Origin of the sequence: Campylobacter concisus (assembly GCF_902460595.1) — a bacterium.
Taxonomy (GTDB): Bacteria; Campylobacterota; Campylobacteria; order Campylobacterales; family Campylobacteraceae; genus Campylobacter_A; species Campylobacter_A concisus_BL.
In genome coordinates this window covers 180,575-201,691 of record NZ_CABPVA010000004.1, presented here as the reverse complement: position 1 = coordinate 201,691, position 21,117 = coordinate 180,575, and the positions used below count along the sequence as shown (strand labels likewise).

Annotated in this window: 20 protein-coding genes and 1 other RNA gene; 3 read left to right on the top strand and 18 right to left on the bottom strand. The window is 40.1% G+C overall.

Features of this window, described 5'->3' with window-relative positions; genetic code table 11:
* Positions 1–7: 7 nt before the first annotated feature.
* From folK to aroQ, 3 genes are read right to left on the bottom strand one after another with little or no spacing between them, the layout of a single operon-like run.
* The gene (gene folK / locus F3G86_RS08035) at positions 8–484 is read right to left on the bottom strand and encodes a 2-amino-4-hydroxy-6-hydroxymethyldihydropteridine diphosphokinase (RefSeq protein ID WP_021087347.1); all 477 of its coding nucleotides are present in this window, start codon (positions 482–484) and stop codon (positions 8–10) included.
* Complete coding sequence (locus F3G86_RS08030; protein WP_149723566.1) at positions 481–1,506, bottom strand: M24 family metallopeptidase; 1,026 nt, start codon at positions 1,504–1,506, stop codon at positions 481–483. Before F3G86_RS08030 ends, folK begins: the two co-directional genes overlap by 4 nt.
* Positions 1,503–1,982 carry a type II 3-dehydroquinate dehydratase gene (aroQ, locus tag F3G86_RS08025; protein WP_004317604.1) on the bottom strand — a complete coding sequence of 160 codons (480 nt, stop codon included), beginning with the start codon at positions 1,980–1,982 and terminating at the stop codon, positions 1,503–1,505. Before aroQ ends, F3G86_RS08030 begins: the two co-directional genes overlap by 4 nt.
* Positions 1,983–2,066: 84 nt before the next feature.
* Between aroQ and mqnF the strand changes: the two genes are divergently transcribed.
* Entirely contained in the window at positions 2,067–3,284 is a 1,218-nt protein-coding gene (gene mqnF / locus F3G86_RS08020) for an aminofutalosine deaminase family hydrolase (RefSeq protein ID WP_149723565.1), read from the top strand.
* A complete protein-coding gene (sppA, locus tag F3G86_RS08015; protein WP_149723564.1) occupies positions 3,272–4,135 on the top strand; it encodes a signal peptide peptidase SppA in 864 nt (287 codons plus the stop codon). Before mqnF ends, sppA begins: the two co-directional genes overlap by 13 nt.
* A gap of 52 nt (positions 4,136–4,187) precedes the next feature.
* Here sppA and F3G86_RS08010 read toward each other — a convergent pair whose 3' ends face one another.
* From F3G86_RS08010 to F3G86_RS08000, 3 genes are all read right to left on the bottom strand, one after another.
* Positions 4,188–5,456 carry a WG repeat-containing protein gene (locus tag F3G86_RS08010; protein ID WP_149723563.1) on the bottom strand — a complete coding sequence of 423 codons (1,269 nt, stop codon included), beginning with the start codon at positions 5,454–5,456 and terminating at the stop codon, positions 4,188–4,190.
* Positions 5,457–5,544: 88 nt separating this feature from the next.
* Positions 5,545–5,903: a transfer-messenger RNA gene (ssrA, locus tag F3G86_RS08005) on the bottom strand.
* Positions 5,904–5,933: 30 nt separating this feature from the next.
* Entirely contained in the window at positions 5,934–6,338 is a 405-nt protein-coding gene (locus F3G86_RS08000; protein ID WP_004317574.1) for a hypothetical protein, read from the bottom strand.
* An 86-nt stretch (positions 6,339–6,424) separates the two neighbouring features.
* On the opposite strand from F3G86_RS08000, the gene panB reads away from it, so the two are divergent.
* Positions 6,425–7,240 carry a 3-methyl-2-oxobutanoate hydroxymethyltransferase gene (panB, locus tag F3G86_RS07995; RefSeq protein WP_149723562.1) on the top strand — a complete coding sequence of 272 codons (816 nt, stop codon included), beginning with the start codon at positions 6,425–6,427 and terminating at the stop codon, positions 7,238–7,240.
* 92 nt (positions 7,241–7,332) lie between these two features.
* Here panB and F3G86_RS07990 read toward each other — a convergent pair whose 3' ends face one another.
* From F3G86_RS07990 to F3G86_RS07935, 12 genes are all read right to left on the bottom strand, one after another.
* Positions 7,333–8,220 (bottom strand): cache domain-containing protein, encoded by an 888-nt coding sequence (locus F3G86_RS07990; protein ID WP_148789329.1) that lies wholly within the window; start codon positions 8,218–8,220, stop codon positions 7,333–7,335.
* Positions 8,213–8,584, bottom strand: coding sequence for an HIT family protein (locus tag F3G86_RS07985; protein ID WP_149723561.1), 372 nt, complete (start codon positions 8,582–8,584; stop codon positions 8,213–8,215). Before F3G86_RS07985 ends, F3G86_RS07990 begins: the two co-directional genes overlap by 8 nt.
* 13 nt (positions 8,585–8,597) lie before the next feature.
* On the bottom strand, positions 8,598–9,638 hold the full coding sequence (locus F3G86_RS07980) for an AI-2E family transporter (protein ID WP_021087361.1): 1,041 nt from the start codon (positions 9,636–9,638) through the stop codon (positions 8,598–8,600).
* A gap of 202 nt (positions 9,639–9,840) precedes the next feature.
* Positions 9,841–10,920, bottom strand: a complete 1,080-nt coding sequence (locus tag F3G86_RS07975; RefSeq protein WP_149723560.1) for a cytochrome C — start codon at positions 10,918–10,920, stop codon at positions 9,841–9,843.
* A 23-nt stretch (positions 10,921–10,943) separates the two neighbouring features.
* A complete protein-coding gene (gene ruvB / locus F3G86_RS07970; protein ID WP_012140129.1) occupies positions 10,944–11,954 on the bottom strand; it encodes a Holliday junction branch migration DNA helicase RuvB in 1,011 nt (336 codons plus the stop codon).
* Between the two features lie 49 nt (positions 11,955–12,003).
* Positions 12,004–13,110, bottom strand: coding sequence for a sensor histidine kinase (locus F3G86_RS07965; RefSeq protein WP_107916537.1), 1,107 nt, complete (start codon positions 13,108–13,110; stop codon positions 12,004–12,006).
* Positions 13,094–13,762 (bottom strand): response regulator transcription factor, encoded by a 669-nt coding sequence (locus tag F3G86_RS07960; protein ID WP_009294240.1) that lies wholly within the window; start codon positions 13,760–13,762, stop codon positions 13,094–13,096. Before F3G86_RS07960 ends, F3G86_RS07965 begins: the two co-directional genes overlap by 17 nt.
* A 90-nt stretch (positions 13,763–13,852) precedes the next feature.
* Entirely contained in the window at positions 13,853–14,788 is a 936-nt protein-coding gene (gene nrfD, locus F3G86_RS07955) for an NrfD/PsrC family molybdoenzyme membrane anchor subunit (protein ID WP_149723559.1), read from the bottom strand.
* The gene (locus F3G86_RS07950; protein WP_009294242.1) at positions 14,781–15,344 is read right to left on the bottom strand and encodes a 4Fe-4S dicluster domain-containing protein; all 564 of its coding nucleotides are present in this window, start codon (positions 15,342–15,344) and stop codon (positions 14,781–14,783) included. Before F3G86_RS07950 ends, nrfD begins: the two co-directional genes overlap by 8 nt.
* Before the next feature lie 9 nt (positions 15,345–15,353).
* Entirely contained in the window at positions 15,354–17,627 is a 2,274-nt protein-coding gene (gene phsA / locus F3G86_RS07945; protein WP_149723558.1) for a thiosulfate reductase PhsA, read from the bottom strand.
* 303 nt (positions 17,628–17,930) lie between these two features.
* The gene (locus F3G86_RS07940) at positions 17,931–19,274 is read right to left on the bottom strand and encodes an anaerobic C4-dicarboxylate transporter (protein ID WP_021090082.1); all 1,344 of its coding nucleotides are present in this window, start codon (positions 19,272–19,274) and stop codon (positions 17,931–17,933) included.
* Positions 19,275–19,365: 91 nt separating this feature from the next.
* Positions 19,366–20,766, bottom strand: a complete 1,401-nt coding sequence (locus F3G86_RS07935; protein WP_021090103.1) for an aspartate ammonia-lyase — start codon at positions 20,764–20,766, stop codon at positions 19,366–19,368.
* Positions 20,767–21,117 lie beyond the last annotated feature (351 nt).

Here is a 21,117-nt window from a genome sequence, read left to right as displayed (position 1 = left end):
ATATCCTTTAACCTCTCATAAGCCCTAGTGGCACGATCACGCTGAGTCTCTTACTAGCCCCTGGGTGCGGGACGATAAGGCGCGGCGTCTTATAGACTTTTTTACTAAAATACAAAATATCCAGATCAAGCGTGCGTGGCGCATTTTTAAACGTCCTCACGCGCTTAAATTTACTCTCATAATGCCCCAAAATTTTTAGCAAATTTCTAGGACTCATAGATGTTTGTAAATTTATAACAGCGTTACTAAAATCATCCTGCGCTTCATAGCCAAACGCCGCATTTATAAGGATCGGCGAGACTTCAACCACGTGAAAACGCCTATCTTCACTAATCGCTCTTATAAATTTATCAAACCTCTTTGCGCTATCGCCGATGTTGCCACCCATGCCAACTAGCGCCTCATACTTAAACTCATCTCTTTTATGAAAAAAACTAGGGCAAAAACGGCTTTTTACGATTTTTCTTGCTCCAGCTAGCCTCATAAAATTTCGCACCCACCTTCTCTTGCGACCACCACGTCCTCGATGCGCACGCCAAATTCATTTTCTAGATAAATTCCAGGCTCCACGCTAAAAACCATGCCCTCTTTTATGAGCGTTTCGCTCCTTGCTGAGATGACTGGAAGCTCGTGTATATCGACGCCCACACCGTGTCCTGTCGAATGAAAAAAGGCCTTTTCATATCCAGCCTTTGCTATCACACTTCTTGCTGCAAGATCTATCTCGCACGCCCTAACGCCAGCTCTAGCGACCTTTATCGCAGCAGCCTGAGCCTCTTTTACGATCTCGTAAATTTCTTGCATCTTGGCGTTTTTAAATTTTTGCTCCTTTGAGAAATTAAAATTTTCATCAAAGCAAGCAGTTCTAGTGCGATCAGAGCAGTAGCGCTTAAATTTAACCCCAGCGTCAAGTAGCAGCAAGTCACCCTTTTTTAAAATTTTATCCCCAGGCAACGCATGAGCCTTTGCGGCATTTTCATTTATCGCCACGATCGGATCAAAGCTAAGACCTAGCTCATTTTTTTGCCTAAAGATGAGCGAGGCGTTGAAATGAAGCTCTTTTTCGCTCATCCCCTCGCCATTTTCACGCACAAATTTAGCAAATTCATCAAAGCATTTTGCTCCAAATTCGCTAGCCTTTTTTAAAATTTTTATCTCATCTTCACTTTTGCAAATTCTCTTTAGCCTAGAGAAATTTGCCTTTGGCTTGAAATTTATCTTAAAACCCTTGCTAAGTGCGTTAAATTCGCTTAAGCTTAGTTCATCAGGGTTAAAAACGAGGCTACTTGGCTTCATCTTTCTTAAAAATGCCCTAACCTCGTTTATTAAATTTCTCTGCACTAAAAGAACGACCACGCCCACATTTACACAGCTTTTTGCCTCGAAATAATACCTTGCATCCGTGAAAAAGTATTTCACGCCATCAACGCATAGCAAAAACTCATTGTCGCAACTGTAGCCACACTCGTAAAATACGGCGTTTTCGTCCTTTAAGATGAAATTCATTGTGCTTTTTGATTTGCTCTTACTGCTTTGATTTGCTCAAAAATTTGAAGCATGCCTATCATCGCTAAATGGTAGCCAACTGGTCCAAAGCCCACGATCTGACCTGCTGCAACTGGTGCGATGAGGCTTTTGTGGCGGAACTCTTCTCTTCTATAAACGTTGCTGATATGCACCTCGATAACTGGCAGCGCAACCGCACTTAGCGCGTCACGGATAGCGATAGAGGTGTGAGTGTAAGCGGCTGGGTTTATGATGATGCCATCAGCATCGCCCAAGCACTCTTGGATCTTATCGACTAGCTCGCCCTCAAGGTTGCTTTGAAAAAACTCGATCTCAACGTCATTTTGATCGGCAACGATCTTCATTTGAGAGTGGATATCCTCCATCTTCATAACGCCGTAAATTCCTGGCTCTCTAGCGCCAAGCATGTTGATATTTGGGCCTTGGATAACCATTATTTTTAGCTTCTTATCCATGTCACTCCTTTTTGATTAAATAGCCCAAATTATACATTTTCGTTCCTAAATTTTCGCTACAATAACAAAAATTTAAGGCTAGAAATGGAAATTTTAAAAGCAAAAAAGATCATCACTGGCGGAGAAAATCCAAAAATTTTAAGAAATTCTTGTGTTGTCATTGAAGGCGATAAAATTTTAGAAATTACAAGCGAAAAAGAGGCGCAAAAGAAATTTAAAGAGGCCAAAATTTGCGACTTTAGTGAGAGCGTGATCGCCCCAGCCTTTGTAAATACGCACGTTCATTTGGAATTTAGCTCAAACGTTAGCACACTAAAATATGGCGACTTTATAAAATGGCTTGGCTCGATTATCGATAAAGGTGGCGAGCTAGCTAAGATGGACGCTAAAAAAGCGATGAGTGGGGCTATAAATTCGCTGCTAAAAAGCGGAGTTTGTACCATTGGCGAGATATCTAGCTTTGGCTTGGAGCTTGAAATTTTAGCCGCTAGCCCGCTAAAAGTCGTGCTTTTTAGTGAAATTTTAGGCTCAAGCGAGCAGATGTGTAAACAAAATTTGCAAAATTTCCTAGAAAAATTTGAAAAAACAAAGGGCTATAAAAACCAAAATTTCACCCCAGCCATCTCGCTGCACTCGCCCTACTCCGTGCACCCAAGACTCGCCAAAGCCGCCCTTGAGATAGCTAAAAAAGATGACCTGCTTGTTAGCACGCACTTTTTAGAGAGCAAGGCTGAAAAGCAGTGGCTAGAACGTGGCAGCGGCGGCTTTAAAAAACATCTTTTAAGATTTAGCCAAGATCCTAAGCCGATGTATGACGCGCATGGCTACTTTGCGATGTTTCGTGAGATAAATACTCTATTTACGCACTGCGTTTATGTGAGCGATTTTGCTAAATTTAAGCCTCATCACAGCGTGACGCACTGCGCCGTTTCAAACAGACTACTTGGTAAAAAGGCGCTAAATTTAAAAGAAATTTTCAAAAATAACGCCAGTCTAAACATCGGCACAGACGGGCTTAGCTCAAATATCAGCCTAAATTTTTGGCATGAACTAAGAGCTGCTCTATTTACCCACGCTAGCCTTGATCTAAATGAGCTTGCCACTAGGCTTTTTGTCGCTGCAACGCACGGGGGCGCAAAGGCACTTAGGACAAATAACGGCGAGATAAGGGCTGGACGCGCAGCTGATATCGCAGTCTATAGCGACCTAGAGTGCGATGACAGCGAGCTAATACTTCAGCTCATACTTCATACAAACGAGGCTAAAAAACTATATATCGGAGGCAAAATTTGCAAATTTTAAGGCTTATTTTTAGAGGAATTTTGGGAATTTTTAAATTTATAAATAGCTACTTTAAGGCGCTCATATTTTTACTGATCTTATTTTTCATATTTGCGCCAAATGGCAATATGAAAGAGCCAAATTTAGCCCGCATAGACATCACCGGCACTATAATGGACACAAGCGAAATTTTAGAAGCGCTAGAAAAAGCAAGGCTTGATAGCAACATCAAAGGCGTACTACTCTACATCGACAGCCCAGGCGGTGCGCTAAGTCCTAGCGTGGAGCTAGCCATGGCGGTCAAGCGGCTAAAAGAGAGCAAAAAAGTGCTCGCATACGCAGCCGGCAACATGGCAAGTGGCAGCTACTACGCTGGCGTAAATGCTGATACTATCGTCGCAAACCCGGGTGCTTTCATCGGCTCGATAGGCGTCATCATGCAAGGGGCAAACATCGAAAATTTAGCCAAAAATTTAGGCGTGAGCGAGCAGGTAGTGAAGGCTGGCGAGTTTAAAGAGGCTGGCACCTTTATGAGGAGCTGGAGCAAGCAGGAGCGCGAGAGCTTGCAAGGGCTCGTAAATGACGCTTACATGCTCTTTGTAAGCGACGTGGCGGCGGCTAGAAATTTAGATATCAAGAGAAAAGACGAGTGGGCAAATGCAAGGGTCTTTTTAGCGCACAATGCCCTAAAAATGGGGCTAATTGACAGCCTTGGTAGCTACATAGACGCTCAAAACGAGCTAGCAAAAATGAGCCTCGTAGATGAGCCCGTCTGGCAGGAAAAACCGCAGCTCGAAAAGATAATGGAGAAATTTACAAAGCAAGGCATAAACTCGCTTTTTAACGCATTTTTCGAGACAAAGCTTAGATAAATAAACCAGCCAAGTTAAATTTAACTGGCTGGCAAAGCTTTTTATAGCTAGCTTATCTGAAATTTCCCTCGCTATCTACAAAAAGATCTCGCTCTGCTATTTTTATCAAAAAAGTAGTTTCATTTATCCTTTGAAGCACCTCAAATTTACCATAAATGCTATTTTTGATAACGACACTAAAGTTTTCATCCAAAAGTCCAAATTTATCACCTAGCCGTGATAAGTAGAAAGTGTTATTTGACCTGTCTATAACCTTATCAAAAAACACCTCTATCTTATTTTTGCCTTTGTCAAAAAAGACAGGGTACCCTTTGGTATTTATATATCCCCATTTGCCATCTTTTTTAACAGCAGCAAAGCCTTCGTTAAAACCATAAGCACCATCAAATTTACACTCTATGATCTGCTCACCTTTGGTGTTTATATATCCATACTTGTCATCTTTTTCAACAATAGCAAAGCCTTCGCTAAAGTTACCAACACTATCAAATTTACACTCTACGATCTGCTCACCTTTGGTGTTTATGTATCCCCATTTGCCATCTTTTTGAACAGGAGCAAAGCCTTCGTCAAATCGACGAACAAGATCAAATTCATACTCTACGATCTGCTCACATTTGGTGTTTATATATCCCCATCTGCCATATTTTTGAACCATAGCAAAGCCTTCGTTAAAATCATCAACATAATCAAATTTACACTCTACGATCTGCTCACCTTTGGTGTTTATATATCCCCATCTGCCATCTTTTTTAACAGCAGCAAAGCCATCGCTAAAGTCACAAACACCATCAAATTCATACTCTACTACAATCTGCTCACCTTTGGTGTTTATATATCCCCGTTTGCCATCTTTTAAAACAGGAGCAAGGCCTTCGTGAAAGTCATCAGCATAATAAAATTTACACTCTATGATCTGCTCACCTTTGGTGTTTATGTATCCATACTTGTCATCTTTTTGAACTCTAGCAAAGCCTTCGTTAAAGTTACCAACACTATCAAATTTACACTCTACGATCTGCTCACCTTTGGTATTTATATATCCCCATTTGCCATCTTTTTTAACACTAGCAAAGCCTTCGTTAAAGTTACCAACACTATCAAATTTACACTCTACGATCTGCTCACCTTTGGTATTTATATATCCCCATTTGCCATCTTTTTTAACACTAGCAAAGCCTTCCTTAAAATCGTAGAAGTCATCAAATTCACACTCTACGATCTGCTCACCTTTGGTGTTTATATATCCCCATTTGCCATCTTTTTTAACAGCAGCAAAGCCTTCTTTAAAGTCACGAGCATCATCAAATTCCCAAAACATATCCCTCTCCTTTGTTTATATAAGTTGTGTTATTTTAGTTTATATTATTTTAAAAAGTAAGTAAATTTAATAGAAATTTAAAGTAAGATGGTGGAAGCGAGGGGGATCGAACCCCTGTCCAAAAGCAAAATCCATACAGCCTCTACACGCTTAGCAAAAGTGAAAATTTCATCTAAAAAGGCTCACTTTCCAAAACCAAAATTTAGACTAAGACTAAAATTTCAGCTAGCAAGCAGTCACTTTACTGGCCTACTCTAGCTAAATTACTCGCTTACATCCTAGCTAGAATGAGACAAAGCGAGGCTCAACTGAACTTACGCAGCTTTAGCGTAAGCAGGAGCGAAATTAACGTTGTTTGCGTTTAAATTTAGTTTGAGCTTTTTACGCTTTGCTCAAAGCGACGTGCCACCGTACACACTCTGCTCCTGTCGAAGCCAAGTCGCTCCCATAAAAAATGAAATGGTTTAGTTGGATTGTTTAGTCAAGCTTTGCAGGTACGTCAATGATCTTTGGCTCAAGGACGCTAAAATACTCTAGGTCTTTCTCGACGTCGCCTTTGTATTTATGAAACTGATCGCTAATAAGCAGCAACCAATCTATAAATTTATCATTTGCTGGACCTTTTAAGCTTCTAGCCTCTTGAGTGACCTCTTCAGCCAAAGTCGTTAGTTTCAAGATCGGGTCAAGATGCATAAAACCTGCTGCTGATTTGATATTGTGAAAGATCCTAGAAAGCTCCAAAATGCTCTCTTTATACTTATCAGCTCTTCCTAAATTTATTATCAAAGGCTCTAGTAAATCGCACATCAAAGTGTAGTGAGAGAGAAACTCCTCAACTATATCGTAAGAATAATCGACTTCAAGCCTTTTTAATATACCCATTTTCATGTCCTTAAGAAATTGGCGTAATTGTAGCAAAATTTTGATAAAATTGTTAGCATTATCACAAATTTTACCGGAACTTAGCCATGAAAGATGAAACAATCGCAAAGAAAAAACTAACCATAAATGATATAAAAAATAAAAAAGGTGTCGAGCCTATCGTGATGATAACCGCCTACGATGCGCTTTTTGCGAAGATTTTTGATGATTACGCTGATATTATCCTTGTTGGCGATAGCTTAAATATGAGCTTTAATATGAAAGAGAGCACGCTAAGTGCTGATATGAGCACCATGCTTTATCACACAAAGGCCGTTTGCGCCGGGGCTAAAAAGAGTTTTATCCTAGCTGATATGCCATTTGGCAGCTACACAAACGAAAAACAAGCGATCAAAAATGCGATGAAATTTTTTAAGCAGACAAACACAGATGCAGTAAAGCTTGAAGTTGGCATGCACCAGGTAAATTTAGTAAAACGCCTCTGCGAAGAGGGCATAAATGTGATGGCTCACATCGGACTAAAGCCGCAATTTTTTAAATTTGAGGGCGGATATAAGATAAAAGGCAAAAGCGAGCTTGAGGCAAAAAGGCTAGTTGATGAGGCTTTGGCGTTTGAGCAAGCTGGCGCGTTTGGCATACTGCTTGAGGGCACGCTTAGTAACGTAGCAAGCGAGATAACAAGGCAGGTTCGTGTGCCAGTTATCGGCATAGGCTCTGGGGCAGACGTAGACGGACAGGTGCTTGTCTGGTCTGATATGCTCGGATTTTTCGAGGACTTTAAGCCAAAATTTGTTAAGCGCTATCTTGACGGAGCCACTCTTGTGCGAAAAGGCGTGCAAAGCTACGCAAATGAAGTAAAAAACAAAATTTTTCCAAGCGAAGAGTTTTCGTATAAGGGCTAAATTTATACCCCAAATTTATAAAAACTCTGCAAAAAACACTAAGCAAAACCCAGTTCTAGCAACACCAAAGCGCTAGAGCATACTTTTTTATTTTAAAAAAGCTCTTCCGATTCAAGATAATTTTGCGAGATGTTTCGCTCTTTTTCATCGGTATTTACGTGAAGGACGTAGTAGCCTATCTGTGTGTTGCTAGCATCAAGTAGCGGCACAACGCAAAAATAGTGCGTCTTATATACGTAAAATTCATACTTTTTAAGGTCGATATCGCGCAAAATTCCAACTATATTTAAATTTGCACTGCTTAAATTTTCGATGTAATAATCACTTAAAATTTGATCACTTGGCGCACTTTTATGTGCTGGCATCTTATCTTTTGATAGTAGCACGAAAAGGTCTATGCCTTGCGTTTTATAAAAATTCCCAAGTGAGTCGTAGTTTAGCAAAACCTCGATGCTACCGATATTTTTGCCCTCATGCATCACATTTGAAACAGCCCTTATATGCACTCCAGCATACCACGCCTCGATGCCAACCATGGGCTTATTTTGACGTCTTGACTCTTGGACTAAAAACCTGCCACTAGCGATCATGTCGCCATATCTGTTTAGATCCCAGCTTCTTACGTAGCTTTTTAGATCTTTGTCATAAAGATGAAGTTTGATGTTGTTATACATCGACGCTGCGCCAAGAGTTTTGGTCAAATTTTCGATATTTTTTACGCATTCATCGCGGTCTTGACCTAGCAAGCACATCTGCACGGACTCATTTTGAGCAAGCAGGATCGAGATCGCCATTGATGAAAATTTCTCATCATCGATGCTTTTGTTTAGCTGCTTTACGTGGTAGTCAAAAAAGACGCGCATATTGTTTTGCTTTTTTTCAGCCATGTATGAGCTATAAAGAAAGTAAAAAAGGCTACCAAGCACCGCAAAAACGACTAAAACGATATAGATATTAAAATATTTTTTGTATTTACTCAAAACTAAGCCTTAGTTTTTTTTCTAAAAATTTAGCAAACTCGTCAAATTTAGGCAGCACAAGCTCGCTTTTTCTTTTGGGGCTAGCCCAAACGCTATCTGGGAAAAATGCATCGTTTTCAAATCTCGCAATAACATGAATATGCACGTGTGGCACGTAGTTTCCAAAGCTCGCGATGTTTATCTTAGTTGGTTTATAAAACTCAAGCATCGCCTTTTCAGCAACCAGCATCGCCTCAAAAAGTCTAGCCCTACTCGCCTCATCGCACTCACTTAGCTCCCTATATGGCTTTGCGCTAAAAATTTTCACCCACGGAAGCTCGTTCTCTTCGCGCTCAACTCTTATAAATTTATCTTCATATATCATTTTTACCCCTATTTTATACGAAATTTCTCTCTCGCAAAAGCGTGTAAAGCTTGATCGTTGAGACAAAAAATGTCACGATCGCAGGTCCAAGGATCACGCCCCAGAAGCCAAACGTCGTGATGCCAGCGATCATCGCAAAAAAGATGAGTAGCTCGTTTATCTTTGTTGGTATCTTGACTAATTTTGAGTTTATAAATTTAATGACAAGCGGCTTTAGCAAGGTGTCAGCGCCAAATGAGATCACGATAATAGTGTAAAGTGCGATCGTGATAGCGGCTGCTGTGTTGCCATTTGCAAACTCATAAATGCTAATAGGCGCCCACGCCAAAAAGCCGCCAACGACTGGGATGAGTGAAGCGAAGCTAAAAAAGATGCCAGTTAGCACGCCGTCATAGCCGTAAAAACTGGTGATAATGGCAAATAAAAAGCCCTGAATTATCATATTTGCGATGGTTGAGTAAAAAACGACGCCCATCACGTTGCCAACCTCGCTTAGTATCGACTCAGTGTCCTCTTTTTTAAGCGGAAGCGCCTCTTTTAGGTAGTTTATAAGCTCGTTGCCATAAAGATTGCAAAAGAAGAAAAAGACTAGGATGATGATCATATCAACGCCAAATTTAAGGCTTAGTTTGCCTAAATTTGCAAGATTAGCAGCGACTTGCGAAAAGAGCATCTTGATATCAAGCCCGCCTATAAATTCCTTGATCTTTGGTTCTAAGAAATTTATCGACTCTGGCAGGCTAAAGTCGTAGTTTTTGATAAATTCAATGGTCTTTGTGACGTTGTTTATGTCAAAGCCAGCTGCGTATTTTGCGATCTCTACGACTGCGTAAAGAAGTGGCGCGATAAATAGGCAAAGAAGCGCAAATGTCGTAAGACCTGACGAGAGCGTTTTGCGGTTTTTAGTAAGCGTTAAAAATGCGATCTGCACGTTCGCAACAGCCACTGCAAGCAGCGCTGCGATAAAAATGTCAAGTAAAAATGGTTTAAAAAGATAGACCACCAAAGCCAAAGCACAAAACGCAAAAATTCCAAAAAACAGCCTGTTATTCATCTCGCTCCCTTAAAATGGGGTAATTATAGCAGATTTATCAAAGCTACTCATTTGCTTGATAAATTTGCTAAAACGCTTTGGCACCAAATTTGCAAAGAGTGGGCTTTTGGCATTTTAGCGTGGCACTGATGCTTAGCAAATTCAGATAAATTTATGCCTTACGTAAATTTTCTAGCTCAAAAGCTTCTATAAATTCAGCCTTTTACGTGCACTGAAAATTTGCTCCGACAACCTCGCACTCATCGCAAATTTGCATATAGATCGTTCCCTCGCCGTCTATCAAGCCACCAAAAGGAATTTGCGCTAGATATTTCATCGTTTTACCACATTTTGGGCAGTGCAAGTACTCCGCGTCTTGTTGCCACTGCGGATATCCACCAAGCAAAATTTCGCCATCGATCATAGCCGCATAGTGCATACAGACCTCGTTTGCTAGCTCAAATTTCTGCCCATCAAGCACCGCCACAGCGTCCCTTACATAGTCTTCGCTCTCACCCTCACCAACGGTGTCAGTTTGCACGTTATTGCCGTCATTTTGGCAAAAGTACTGCACAAAGCCAACGCATGTAGGGCAAAATTTAAGCACAGCGTCATTTTTAAGCTCTAGTCCAAATCGCTTTAGGCTCTCCTTTTTGATGGTAAGTTCTAGCATCTTGCCGCTACAAAATTTACATTTTTCATCATTTGCAGCTTTAAATTTAACGCTTGCGTCTGCATTTTGACTTGGCTCGCAAACAAAACACTTATCAAAAACAAGGCTTCTTCTCTTGCCACTGCTATCAAAGCTCCAGCCAGCAGTCTGCGAGTATCCATCAGTGTCGGCATAAAGCTTCGTCTTCCAAGGCTTTGGCGCACCATAAAGCCTAAAAAATAGCTCCCTTACTACCTCATCGCCCTGCCACGCGAGCGCTGAGAGGATGTGATTTAGCTTGACTATATTTTCTTCGCTTGAAAGTCTCTTTATAAGCTCATCTCTAAGCCCTTCTGAAGCCTTTTTGTAAATTTCAGGTGGGTAGTACTCGCCGTTTTTTGTAAGCTCTTCGATGATCTGCTCATCGCAAATGTCATGCACGTAAAAAATATATGTGAGATCGCTGTAAATTTCATCAAATTTATCTAGCTCGTCAATGTGAGCGAGGATATTTTTCTGCCTCTTTTTGATCTCATCTTCGCTTAAATTTTCATAAAACTCCAGCTTCTCTTTTTGCCTGCACCAGTAGCAGATCCCGTCAAAGTAAATCGTCCTTTGCTCGCACTTAGGACAAAGATGTGGCTCGCTCATTTTTGCTCCAAATTTAAATTTCTCTACTCAAAAAGCCCTTTTTCGATATCGATCTTGACGTTAAAGGTCTCAAAGCACTTCGCACTAGCGATCCTGCCCTTTGCTGTGCGCTCGATAAAGCCATTTGCAAGCAGATATGGCTCGATGACGTCCTCCACCGTGCCCTCATCCTCGCTAAGAGCCGCTGCGATCGTGCTAAGTCCCATGGGACGGCGCCTTGCTTGCATCAAAATTTCTAAATACCTAATATCCATCTCGTCAAATCCAAGCGAATTTACACCAAGCGCGTTAAGCCCCTCTTTTGCACGCTCGTGGCTGATGATTTGCTCGTCATTTACCTCGGCAAAGTCGCGAATTCGCTTTAATAGTCTAAGAGCGATCCTTGGCGTGGCACGTGAGCGTTTGGCGATCTCAAGCGAGGCATTTTTGTCGCACTCTTTGCCAAGCTTAGCAGAGGCTATCTGCACGATACGGCTTAGCTCGCTGCTTGTGTAAAACTGCAGTCTAAAGTCCATCCCAAAGCGGTCTCTTAAAGGCGCTGAGATCATACCAGCACGCGTAGTTGCGCCTATTAGCGTAAATTTTGGCAGGTCTATCTTGATAGTTTGGGCAGCCGGCCCTGAGCCAATTATGATATCAAGCCTAAAGTCCTCCATCGCAGGGTAAAGCACCTCCTCGATAGCTGGGCTTAGGCGGTGGATCTCGTCGATAAAAAGCACGTCGCCCTCTTGTAAATTTGTAAGGATCGCAGCAAGATCGCCACTCTTTTCTATCATGGGAGCCGCAGTCATTTTGATACTTACGCCCATTTCGTTTGCGATGATGTGAGCAAGGGTGGTTTTGCCAAGTCCTGGAGGGCCGTAAAATAGCACGTGATCTAGGCATTCGTTTCGCTTTTTGGCTGCTTTTATAAAGACGTCTAAATTTTGTTTTATCTTTTCTTGGCCGATGTAGTCTTCAAATTTGCTAGGTCTAAGCGAGACTTCAAAGTCATTTTCAAAGCTTACTTTTTCGATTTCAACGATTCTATCCAAAGTTTTTCCTTCTAAATTTAAGGCTTCATTTTACGCTTTTATGCTTAATCTAAGCTCGTTTAAATTTATAGTAAAAGGTGCTGCCTTCATTATAAACGCTATCAACGCCGTATAAAATTTCATGTTTTTGGCAAATTTCACTGACGATATTTAGCCCAAGACCAAAGCCACCTTGGATTTCATCCTCTCTGACGTATCTTTTCCAGACCCTTTTGACGTCCTTTATCCCCTTGCCAAAGTCCTGCACGCTAAGATTTATGCGATCTGCTTCAAGCTCTAAATTTACTATTATCTCGCTCTCTTTTGGGCTGTATTTTATGGCGTTTGTGATGGTGTTATCGATGATGCGCTGAGCTTCTACCTTGCTTAGCATAGTAAATGCCTCACTTGCTAAATTTGTCTTTATCTCGATACTCTTGACATCAGCCACGCTTGAGAGAAATTTCACTCGCTCTTTAACATACTCGCCTAAATTTAGCCGTTCATTTGGAAATTTGATATAGCCACGCTTTATAAAAAACTCGACATCTTCGTAGGTTATTTGCATCTGTTTTAGGGCATTTTTGATGCGTGTTATATACTTGTTTTCAAGCCCTAGCATCTCAAGGTTCATGCCAGCTACGCCAAGTGGGGTCTTTAGCTCGTGCATAGCGTCGTTAAAGAAGTTGTTCATATACTTTTGAAACTCTTTATAAGGCTTTACGCTGCTTAAATATAAAAAATAGACGATAAAAAGCACTGCCACAAGGATGACAAGCAGCATGATGGCTGTTAAAAAGATGTTCTTTTTGTTATCAAGCTCCTTTTCTACGACGATGTAGTAAGGGGTCTTATCTTTTATAAAAAAGCTCTTGTAAAAGAGATATCCGCCCTCTTCTAGCGTTACAAATTTAAAGCTACTTGGCTCTTTGCTAAGCGTTGAGATGACTGGTTTAAAATTGACGTCATAAATCGCAAATTTATATTTTAGTGAGCTAGCTATATTTTCATTTTTGAGAAATGAATTTTTAATGATGGTTTCATGCTTCATAGCGCCAAAGAGAGCCTTTGAGCTGCTATTTTTCTGACTTAAATTTAAGATCACAAAGCTTTGAAAGCAAAAGAGCGACATTATGACAAATGTCGCTATGATCTGGATCTTAAAGCTCTTGTGCATCTATCTTGTAGCCTATGCGCCTCTTTGAGATGATAAAGTTATTGTTTGTCTTGTTTCTTATCTTTAAAACGTGCATCCTTATATCAGCGCCCTCGATCTCTTTGTCGTTCCAGACAAGATCTCTAAGCTCCTCCATACTGACGTAAGAATTTAGATGTGAGACCAAACACTCGACCAAAGCGACCTCTTTTGCGCTAAGATCGACCATCTTGCCATCTTTAAGTAGCACACGTTTATTTAGGTTGAAGCTAAACTCGTCATTTATCTTTACTATGTTCTTATCGTCAGTGCCATAGTACTTTCTCATAAGCTCAGCAACTCTAAATTTAAGCTCAGCTAGCTCAAATGGCTTTTTTAGATACTCATTACAGCCAAGCTCGTAGCCAATCGCCATATCATCTATATCAACCAAAGATGTCGTTATCATGATAGGAGCGTTTGGATTTAGACTTCTTATATATTTGATGACTTCGTGACCATTTACTCCAGGCACTTTTATGTCAAGTATAAAAAGGTGATAGAAATTTTTCTCTATCAGATCACAAGCCTCTTGACCGTCGCTCACCGCTGTAACTTCATAACCAAGCGTCTGTAAAAACTCACAGACGCTCTCTTGAAACCCTAGATCATCTTCTAAAAGCAAAATCTTCAAAATGCTCTCCTAAAAAACAAACTTTAATAAGATTTTTATCTATTGTAATACTTAATAGGTAAATTTCAAATTAAAATTCTTTTTTAAGTATTAAATAAAAATTTGTCCTGCATAGACTATGTAATATCTTAACAAAAAGACACCACAAATGACTAAAATAGCGTTTAGCACGGCAAATTCGCGTTTGAAATCATGCACCTTTAAAACGCTTAAGTCTAAAATGATAGGCACAGCCATACCAAGACCTATGACGCCGATGTAAAACATCAGCCCAAGAGAATTTGCACTAAGTGCGTTTGCTACGCTCTGCGCACCACTTGCACTTGCACCTTTTACAACCATGAAAAGTGCGACTATCAGCAAAAACTCGACTATTATCGCTGAAAAGTCAAATTTTAATAAAAAGTGTGCAGTTTGGTTTTGCTCTCTCTTTTCATCTTTTAGCACGCCTATTAATAGCGTAAATGCACCAGCACAGCTTAAGCCAGAGACTAAGAATAATACTGGTAGAACTGGCGTGTTCCAAAGTGCGATCTTGTGAGCTGCACTTAGCAAAAAGCCCGTATATGCGCCAACGCCGATGCCTAAGATGAAAAGTAAAACTCCAAGCAAACCTGAAAGCTTGCTAGCTAAATTTGCAAGCGCGTCAAAAAGAGAAATTTTAAGCGATGCGATCTCGTTTTTAAACGCACCAATCGCGTATATAACGCTAAGAGGTGTATAAACTAGAAGCAGAGCAACGCCTATTGACATAACTGAGTCAAAGTTGTAAAGCAAGAGTATCCAGTAAAAGCTAAGCGGCTTGCCAAGATCAAGCACCAAAAGAGCAAGTCCAAGGATGATCGCCACTGGAGCGATAAGAGCGGCTGCTTTAAAGTAGTAGTTATCCTTGCCAAATTTATTTGAGATGAGCACAGCAACGATGCTAGCACCTGCACTAAGTCCTGCTAAAAATAGATAAAAAGCTATCGGCCAGCCCCAGTAAATTTCTGTGTATTGAGCTAGGCTTCCTGACATGTTATTCATGGTGTGCTCCTTTTGTATTTGCGATCATCGCAAGTGAAGGTTTTGTGTTTAACTCCGCTTTTGGCAAGTAGTATTTGCTCTCTTTTAGTTTCTTTGAAATTTTAGAGTTTTCATCATTTACGTCGCCAAAAGTTAGGGCATTTGTAGGGCAGACGCTCACACAAGCTGGGTCTTTGCCCTCTTCTAGCCTGCTCTCATAGCAAAATGTGCATTTGCCTATCTCGCCATCTGGCAAGACGTAGCGAGCGTCGTATGGACAGGCTAGGATGCAGTATTTGCAACTAACACAAATTCTGTGATCAAGCAGCGTCACGCCATCAGCCGTTTTAAAGCTAGCTCCAGTTGGGCAAACCTCAACACAAGGTGCATCTTCGCACATAACGCAGCTTTGACGTAAAAAATCAGTCTTTAAATTTGGAAATGTCCCACTCATCTTTGCATGCACCTGCAAGCGGTAAAGTCCCCTTGGCACGTTGTTTGCACTTCTGCAAGCTACCGAGCAGCCTTGGCAGCCGATGCATAAATTTTCATCATGTATCATCATATATTTTTTCATTTTCTATCCTTACGCTTTACTTATGCTAACGCCAACATTTGTAACCATAGTCGCAGCCACCGGACCCTCAGCTGGATCAAGAAGCACGCTTGTGTTAAGCCCTACGTGATCTATGCTCTTAAGGCCTGGCGTGATGTGTCCAAAGCCGTGATAGATAAAGAGCGTATCTTCTCTAATGCCCTCAGTCACCATAAGCTTGCCCTTTTGCTCGCCAAATTTATTTTTGACTAAAACCGTGTCGCCGTCACGTAAATTTTGCTTTTTAGCGGTGTTTGGATTGATCCAGATAGGGCTATCGCTCATAAGGTCATTTAAAAATGGCACTGCTTGGGTGTGACCGTTGGTATGAATAGGCGTTTTGCCGCAAGTTAGGCAAAGCTCGTGTCCGTCAAATGTGTCCATATCTTTGTCATTTAGCGCGCCATATCCTGCAAACTGTGCCTCGACATCAGGTAAAAATAGCTCTATCTTGCCGCTTTTTGTTTTAAGTTTGGCCATATCGTCCATTAGCCCATTTTCTCCTACAAATTTAGAAGCGACTGGATATTTAGCGATAAATTTATCGATCATGCCTTTTTCTCTAAACAAAATTCCCGGCTCATCCCACGTGATAAAGCCATCTTTTTCTAGAGCTGCAAGTAAATTTACATCTCCGCCAGCTTGCTGCATCCTAAACTCACGTATGTCGTTCCAAGTGTAAAGCTCATCTATCTTCATGCGGCGTGCTAGCTCTCTAAAGATAAACGCCCCATCCTTCGTGTCTCCAACTGGATCAACGACTTTATTTCTTATCATATAAGCTGGTTTTAGACCTGACTTGTCCTCTATGCCCTCGTCGCGCTCAAGGTAGCTACTCTCAGGCAAGATGACATCAGCAAAGGTTGCCATATCGTTTAGATAGACATCGCTTACTACGATGAGCTCAAGCTTCTTCATCGCCTCTATGCTCTTCATCGTCTCAGCTACGTTTATGAGGTAGTTAAAGCGGATGTTAAACCAACCTTTTATGGCGTATGGCTTCTCGTTTAAGATAGCGTTATCTATATCCATCAAAACGCCATGTTTTCTGCTTACAAATTTATGCGCTCCAGCCTCGCCAGCGAAGTCTAGTCTAGTGACTTTTGGCACTTTAAATTTCTCATCTGGGTTTTTAAGAACTGGGAATTTATCCTCGCCAACTAGCTTGTTAAAGGTCTTTGCGTTTTTGCCACCAAAAAGACCGCCCTTAACCTCCCAGTTGCCCATCATCGCATTTGCAACCATGATGGCTTTTGTCCTCATGTATTCAGCTCTTGTGGTAGTTGTCTTATGCCCAAAATCAAAAATAACTCTTGGAGCAGCTTTATAAATTTCATCAGCGATGCGTCTAACATCACTTGCTTTTATGCCAGTGATTGTCTCTTGCCATTCAGGCGTTTTGCCCTCTACGCTTTTAACAATCTCATCAAAGCCAGTTGTAAATTTTTCTATAAATTCTTTATCGTAAGTACCATTTTGTATCCATGTATTGATGAGTGCTAGCACAAATGCTAGATCAGTGCCAGGTTTAACTGGTAGCCACTCATCAGCTTTTGCAGCTACAACGCTAAATCTTGGCTCAAGCACAAGTAGCTTTGTATCCTTGCTAGCTGCAAATTTAGCAAGCTTTTTAGCATCAGCTATGACGATGCCCTCAAAGAGGTTGTGACCAAAATTTACAACGTATTTTGCATTTGCAAAGTCTCTTTTTAGCTTAGCGATGCCATACATCTGCTCGCAGACCATTTGGTAGGTGATCGGACAGCATGAAAAGTGTGAAAAGCAGTTTGGCGAGCCATAAGCTGAGGCAAAATTTACCATTAGCTTGTGCGTTTGCGAGCTTTTACAGGTAAAGACAAAGCTTTCAGGACCATACTTTTGCTTGATATCAAGCATCTTTGAGGCGACATAGTCAAGCGCCTCATCCCAGCTAACCTCACGCCATTTATTTTCGCCTCTCTCACCAGCTCTGATTAATGGCTTTTTGATCCTATTTTCATCATAGAGCTGGCTAAGTCCCGAGCCGCCTCTTGCACAAAGAGAGGTTGCCGTGCCGCCAGCTTTTGGATTGCCACTTAAAAAGCGAACTTTGCCATCAACGACTTTTGCCTCGATAGGACACCTTGAAGAGCACATCTCACAAAAGCTATGAACGTGCTTTTTGCCTTCATTTGCAGCACCTTGCAAAGCACCACCTGATAGAGATGATGCAGCTGCGCTAACTCCTGCACTGAATTTTAAAAATTCTCTTCTATTTAAGCTCATCTTTCTCCCTTTAAAAGAAATTTTACTTCTGTTATTTTATTATTTAAAGTTAAAACTAAAATTAAATTTTATTTAATAATTTTTTTTAGTTTTTATTTTTTATGATATGTGAGATTAAATATCAAAATAGAGCAAATTTTAAAAAATAATGAATTAAGATGGATTAAATTTTAGCGCGATTTTTACGTGATTTATAAAAATGAAAAATTTAAAATTTAAAAAGAGATATTATTTAAGGATTTGATATAAAAATTGAAAATTTAAAGTGTGTTAAAAAAGCCGAGAGAGATCTCGGCTTAAGTTTTATATAAGAACTGGAGCTACTATAAATCCAAGGATAACTGATAATGCAACCATTATAGTTCCTGGGATGAAGAATGAGTGGTTAAATACAAATTTACCAACTCTTGTAGTTCCTGTATCATCCATCGCTATCGCACCTAGTGTTGTAGGATATGTTGGCAATACAAATAGACCAGAAACTGCAGCAAATGAAGCTACAAGGATCCAAATTTGACCTGAATTTTCAGGGCTAGTCATACCAAGAGCAGCAGCAACAGCAGGCATCATAACCTTTGTTGTAGCAGCTTGTGAGTATAGCAAGCAGCTTAAGAAATAAAGCGCAACAGCTAGAATAAATGGATACTGAGTAACGAAGTCTTTTGCAACCTCTTTGATAGCGTCAAGGTGTCCATTAACAAATGTTGTACCAAGCCATGCGATACCAACAACGCAGATGCACGCATTCATACCGCTTTGGAAAGTGCTAGTTGATAGAAGTTTGCCTGTCTCAACTTTGCAAGCTACTGCTATTGTAAAGCCGATAGTTAGCATAAAGCTAATGATAGCTGCATCCCTTGAAAGGATAGGTTTTTCTACTAAATTTAAGCTCTTTGAAATGCATAGCGCATAACAAACTACGATCAAAACGCCAACTGCAAAGATAGCAACTGATCTTTTTGCATATGGTTTTGGCTCGTGATACTCGACATCCTTAACCTCTGCAACCAAACCTTTTGCAAGTCTATCTTGATAGATAGGATCTTTTGAAAGGTCAAGATCGTAAAATTTATTGATAATAAACGCAGTGATAATCATCGCTACAAATGTAGTTGATATACAAATAAATAGCAACACTGGATAGCTAACACCTAGCTTCTCACATAGACCACTCATAGCAACAAAAGCAGCTGAGATAGGGCTTGCAGTGATCGCTACTTGAGAAGAGACAACTGAAAGCGCAAGTGGAGCTGAAGGTTTGATGTTTTGAGTTTTTGCAACCTCAACGATAACAGGGATCATAGAAAACGCAGTGTGTCCAGTTCCTGCAAGGATAGTTAAAAAGTAAGTAACTATCGGAGCAAGAAAGTTGATTTGTTTTGGATTCTTGCGTAAAATTTTTGTTGCTACTTGAACTAAATAATCAAGTCCGCCAGCAACTTGCAAAGCTGTGATCGCTGAGATAACTGAAGCGATGATCAAGATAACATCCATAGGGATATCTTTCATATCGACTTTCATACCAAGTAAAGCAAGTATCACAACGCCTAGACCACCTGCGTAGCCAACGCCCATACCACCTAGTTTGACACCAAGATAGATGCCGCCAAATAGGACTATAATCTGTAAAATCAGCATTATATCCATCGAAAACTCCTTTATTAAATTTTATTACTAAAATCACCACTTAAGCGTGTCAGAATTTTGGCACGCTTTTAATAATACTTTGCTTAAAATTTTACTTAACCATGCTCGGATTTAGCATATTTTTAGGCTCTAAAATCTTATCGATCTCTTCTTTGCTTAGATAGCCTCTCTCTAGGCAGATATCGCCAACAGCTTTGCCTGTTTGAAGGGCTTCTTTAGCGATGCTTGCTGATTTTTCGTAACCGATATATGGGTTAAATGCTGTTACGATACCAACTGAGCCAAGAACTGATTTTAGGCAAGCCTCAGGGTTTGCTGTAAGTTTTTTGATAGCTTTTTGGGCTAGTGTTTTCATAGCATTTTCAAGGATAAATATAGAGTTAAATAGTGCATAAGCGATGCCTGGCTCAAACGCATTTAGCTCAAATTCGCCTCTTTCAGAGCAAAGCATGATAGTTACATCGTTGCCGATAACCTCATAGCACGCTTCACCTACAACTTCTGCGATAACTGGATTTACCTTACCTGGCATGATTGAGCTACCTGGTTGCATTTGAGGTAAATTTATCTCACCAAGACCGCATCTTGGACCTGAGTTCATTAGTCTTAAGTCGTTTGCAATTTTAGAAAGTCTAACAGCGGCGGTTTTAAGCGCACCACTTACGTGAACGAAGTCTGCAGTATCTTGTGTAGCAGCGATGAAATCATCAGCTTTTTTGAAATCAACGCCAGTGATCTCTTTTAGTTTTTTAACAACTACATTTTTATACTCTGGGTGGCAGTTGATGCCTGTGCCTATCGCAGTTGCACCCATGTTTAGATGTGTCATTGACTCACGAGCAGCTGTTATCTTTTCAATGTCACTTTTGATATAGCTTGCAAATGCGTTAAAAGTGTTGCCAAGTGTTGTAGGGACGGCATCTTCAAGCTCTGTTCTACCCATTTTAATGATATCTTTAAATTCTTTTGCTTTTTTCTCAAGCTCATCTTTTAGTAAATTCATAGCAGCAAGCAAGTCAGTAAGTTTTGCATAAGTTGCTACTTTAATAGAGCTTGGATAAGTATCATTTGTGCTTTGTCCAAGGTTTGTGTGATCATTTGGATGGATGTATTGATACTCGCCTTTTTTGTGACCAAGGCTCTCAAGTGCGATGTTTGTGATGACCTCATTTGAGTTCATATTTGTACTTGTTCCTGCGCCACCTTGAACCATATCAACGACAAATTGATCTAAAAACTCGCCAGCTATTACTCTATCAGCAGCTTTTGCCAAAGCATCAGCTATCTTTGGATCTAAAACACCAACCTCTTTATTTGCAAGTGCAGCAGCTTTTTTGATCTGTGCAAATGCCTTTACAAAGTATGGATACTCTTTTAATGTTCTACCACTCATGTGGAAGTTTTCAGTAGCCCTAAATGTTTGGATACCATAGTAAAATTCGTCAGAAATTTCCAACTCGCCAATAAAATCATGTTCTTTTCTGGTTGCCATAACAGCTTCTCCTTAGTAAAAATTTGTTACCGAGTGAAATTATATAGGTATTTGAGATTTTAAATATTAATGACTACTTATTTTTTTTAAGCTTTAAGTTTTTAACTTGATATAGCGCTCTTTGAAAGAAAATTATATTTCATTTTTAAGCTAATTTTTAGGATTTTACTCATCTAAATTGTTATATTACTAATAATATTACTTTTTTATTATATAAAAAGGGTCAAATCAGCTCAGATTTATCCTACACTTTAAGTTTAAAAGCCATTTTTTAGAAAATTTAACAAAATATTAATATAAATTCAAAGTTGTTAAAATAATAAAATAAAAATTCTAAGTTAAATTTTCTTT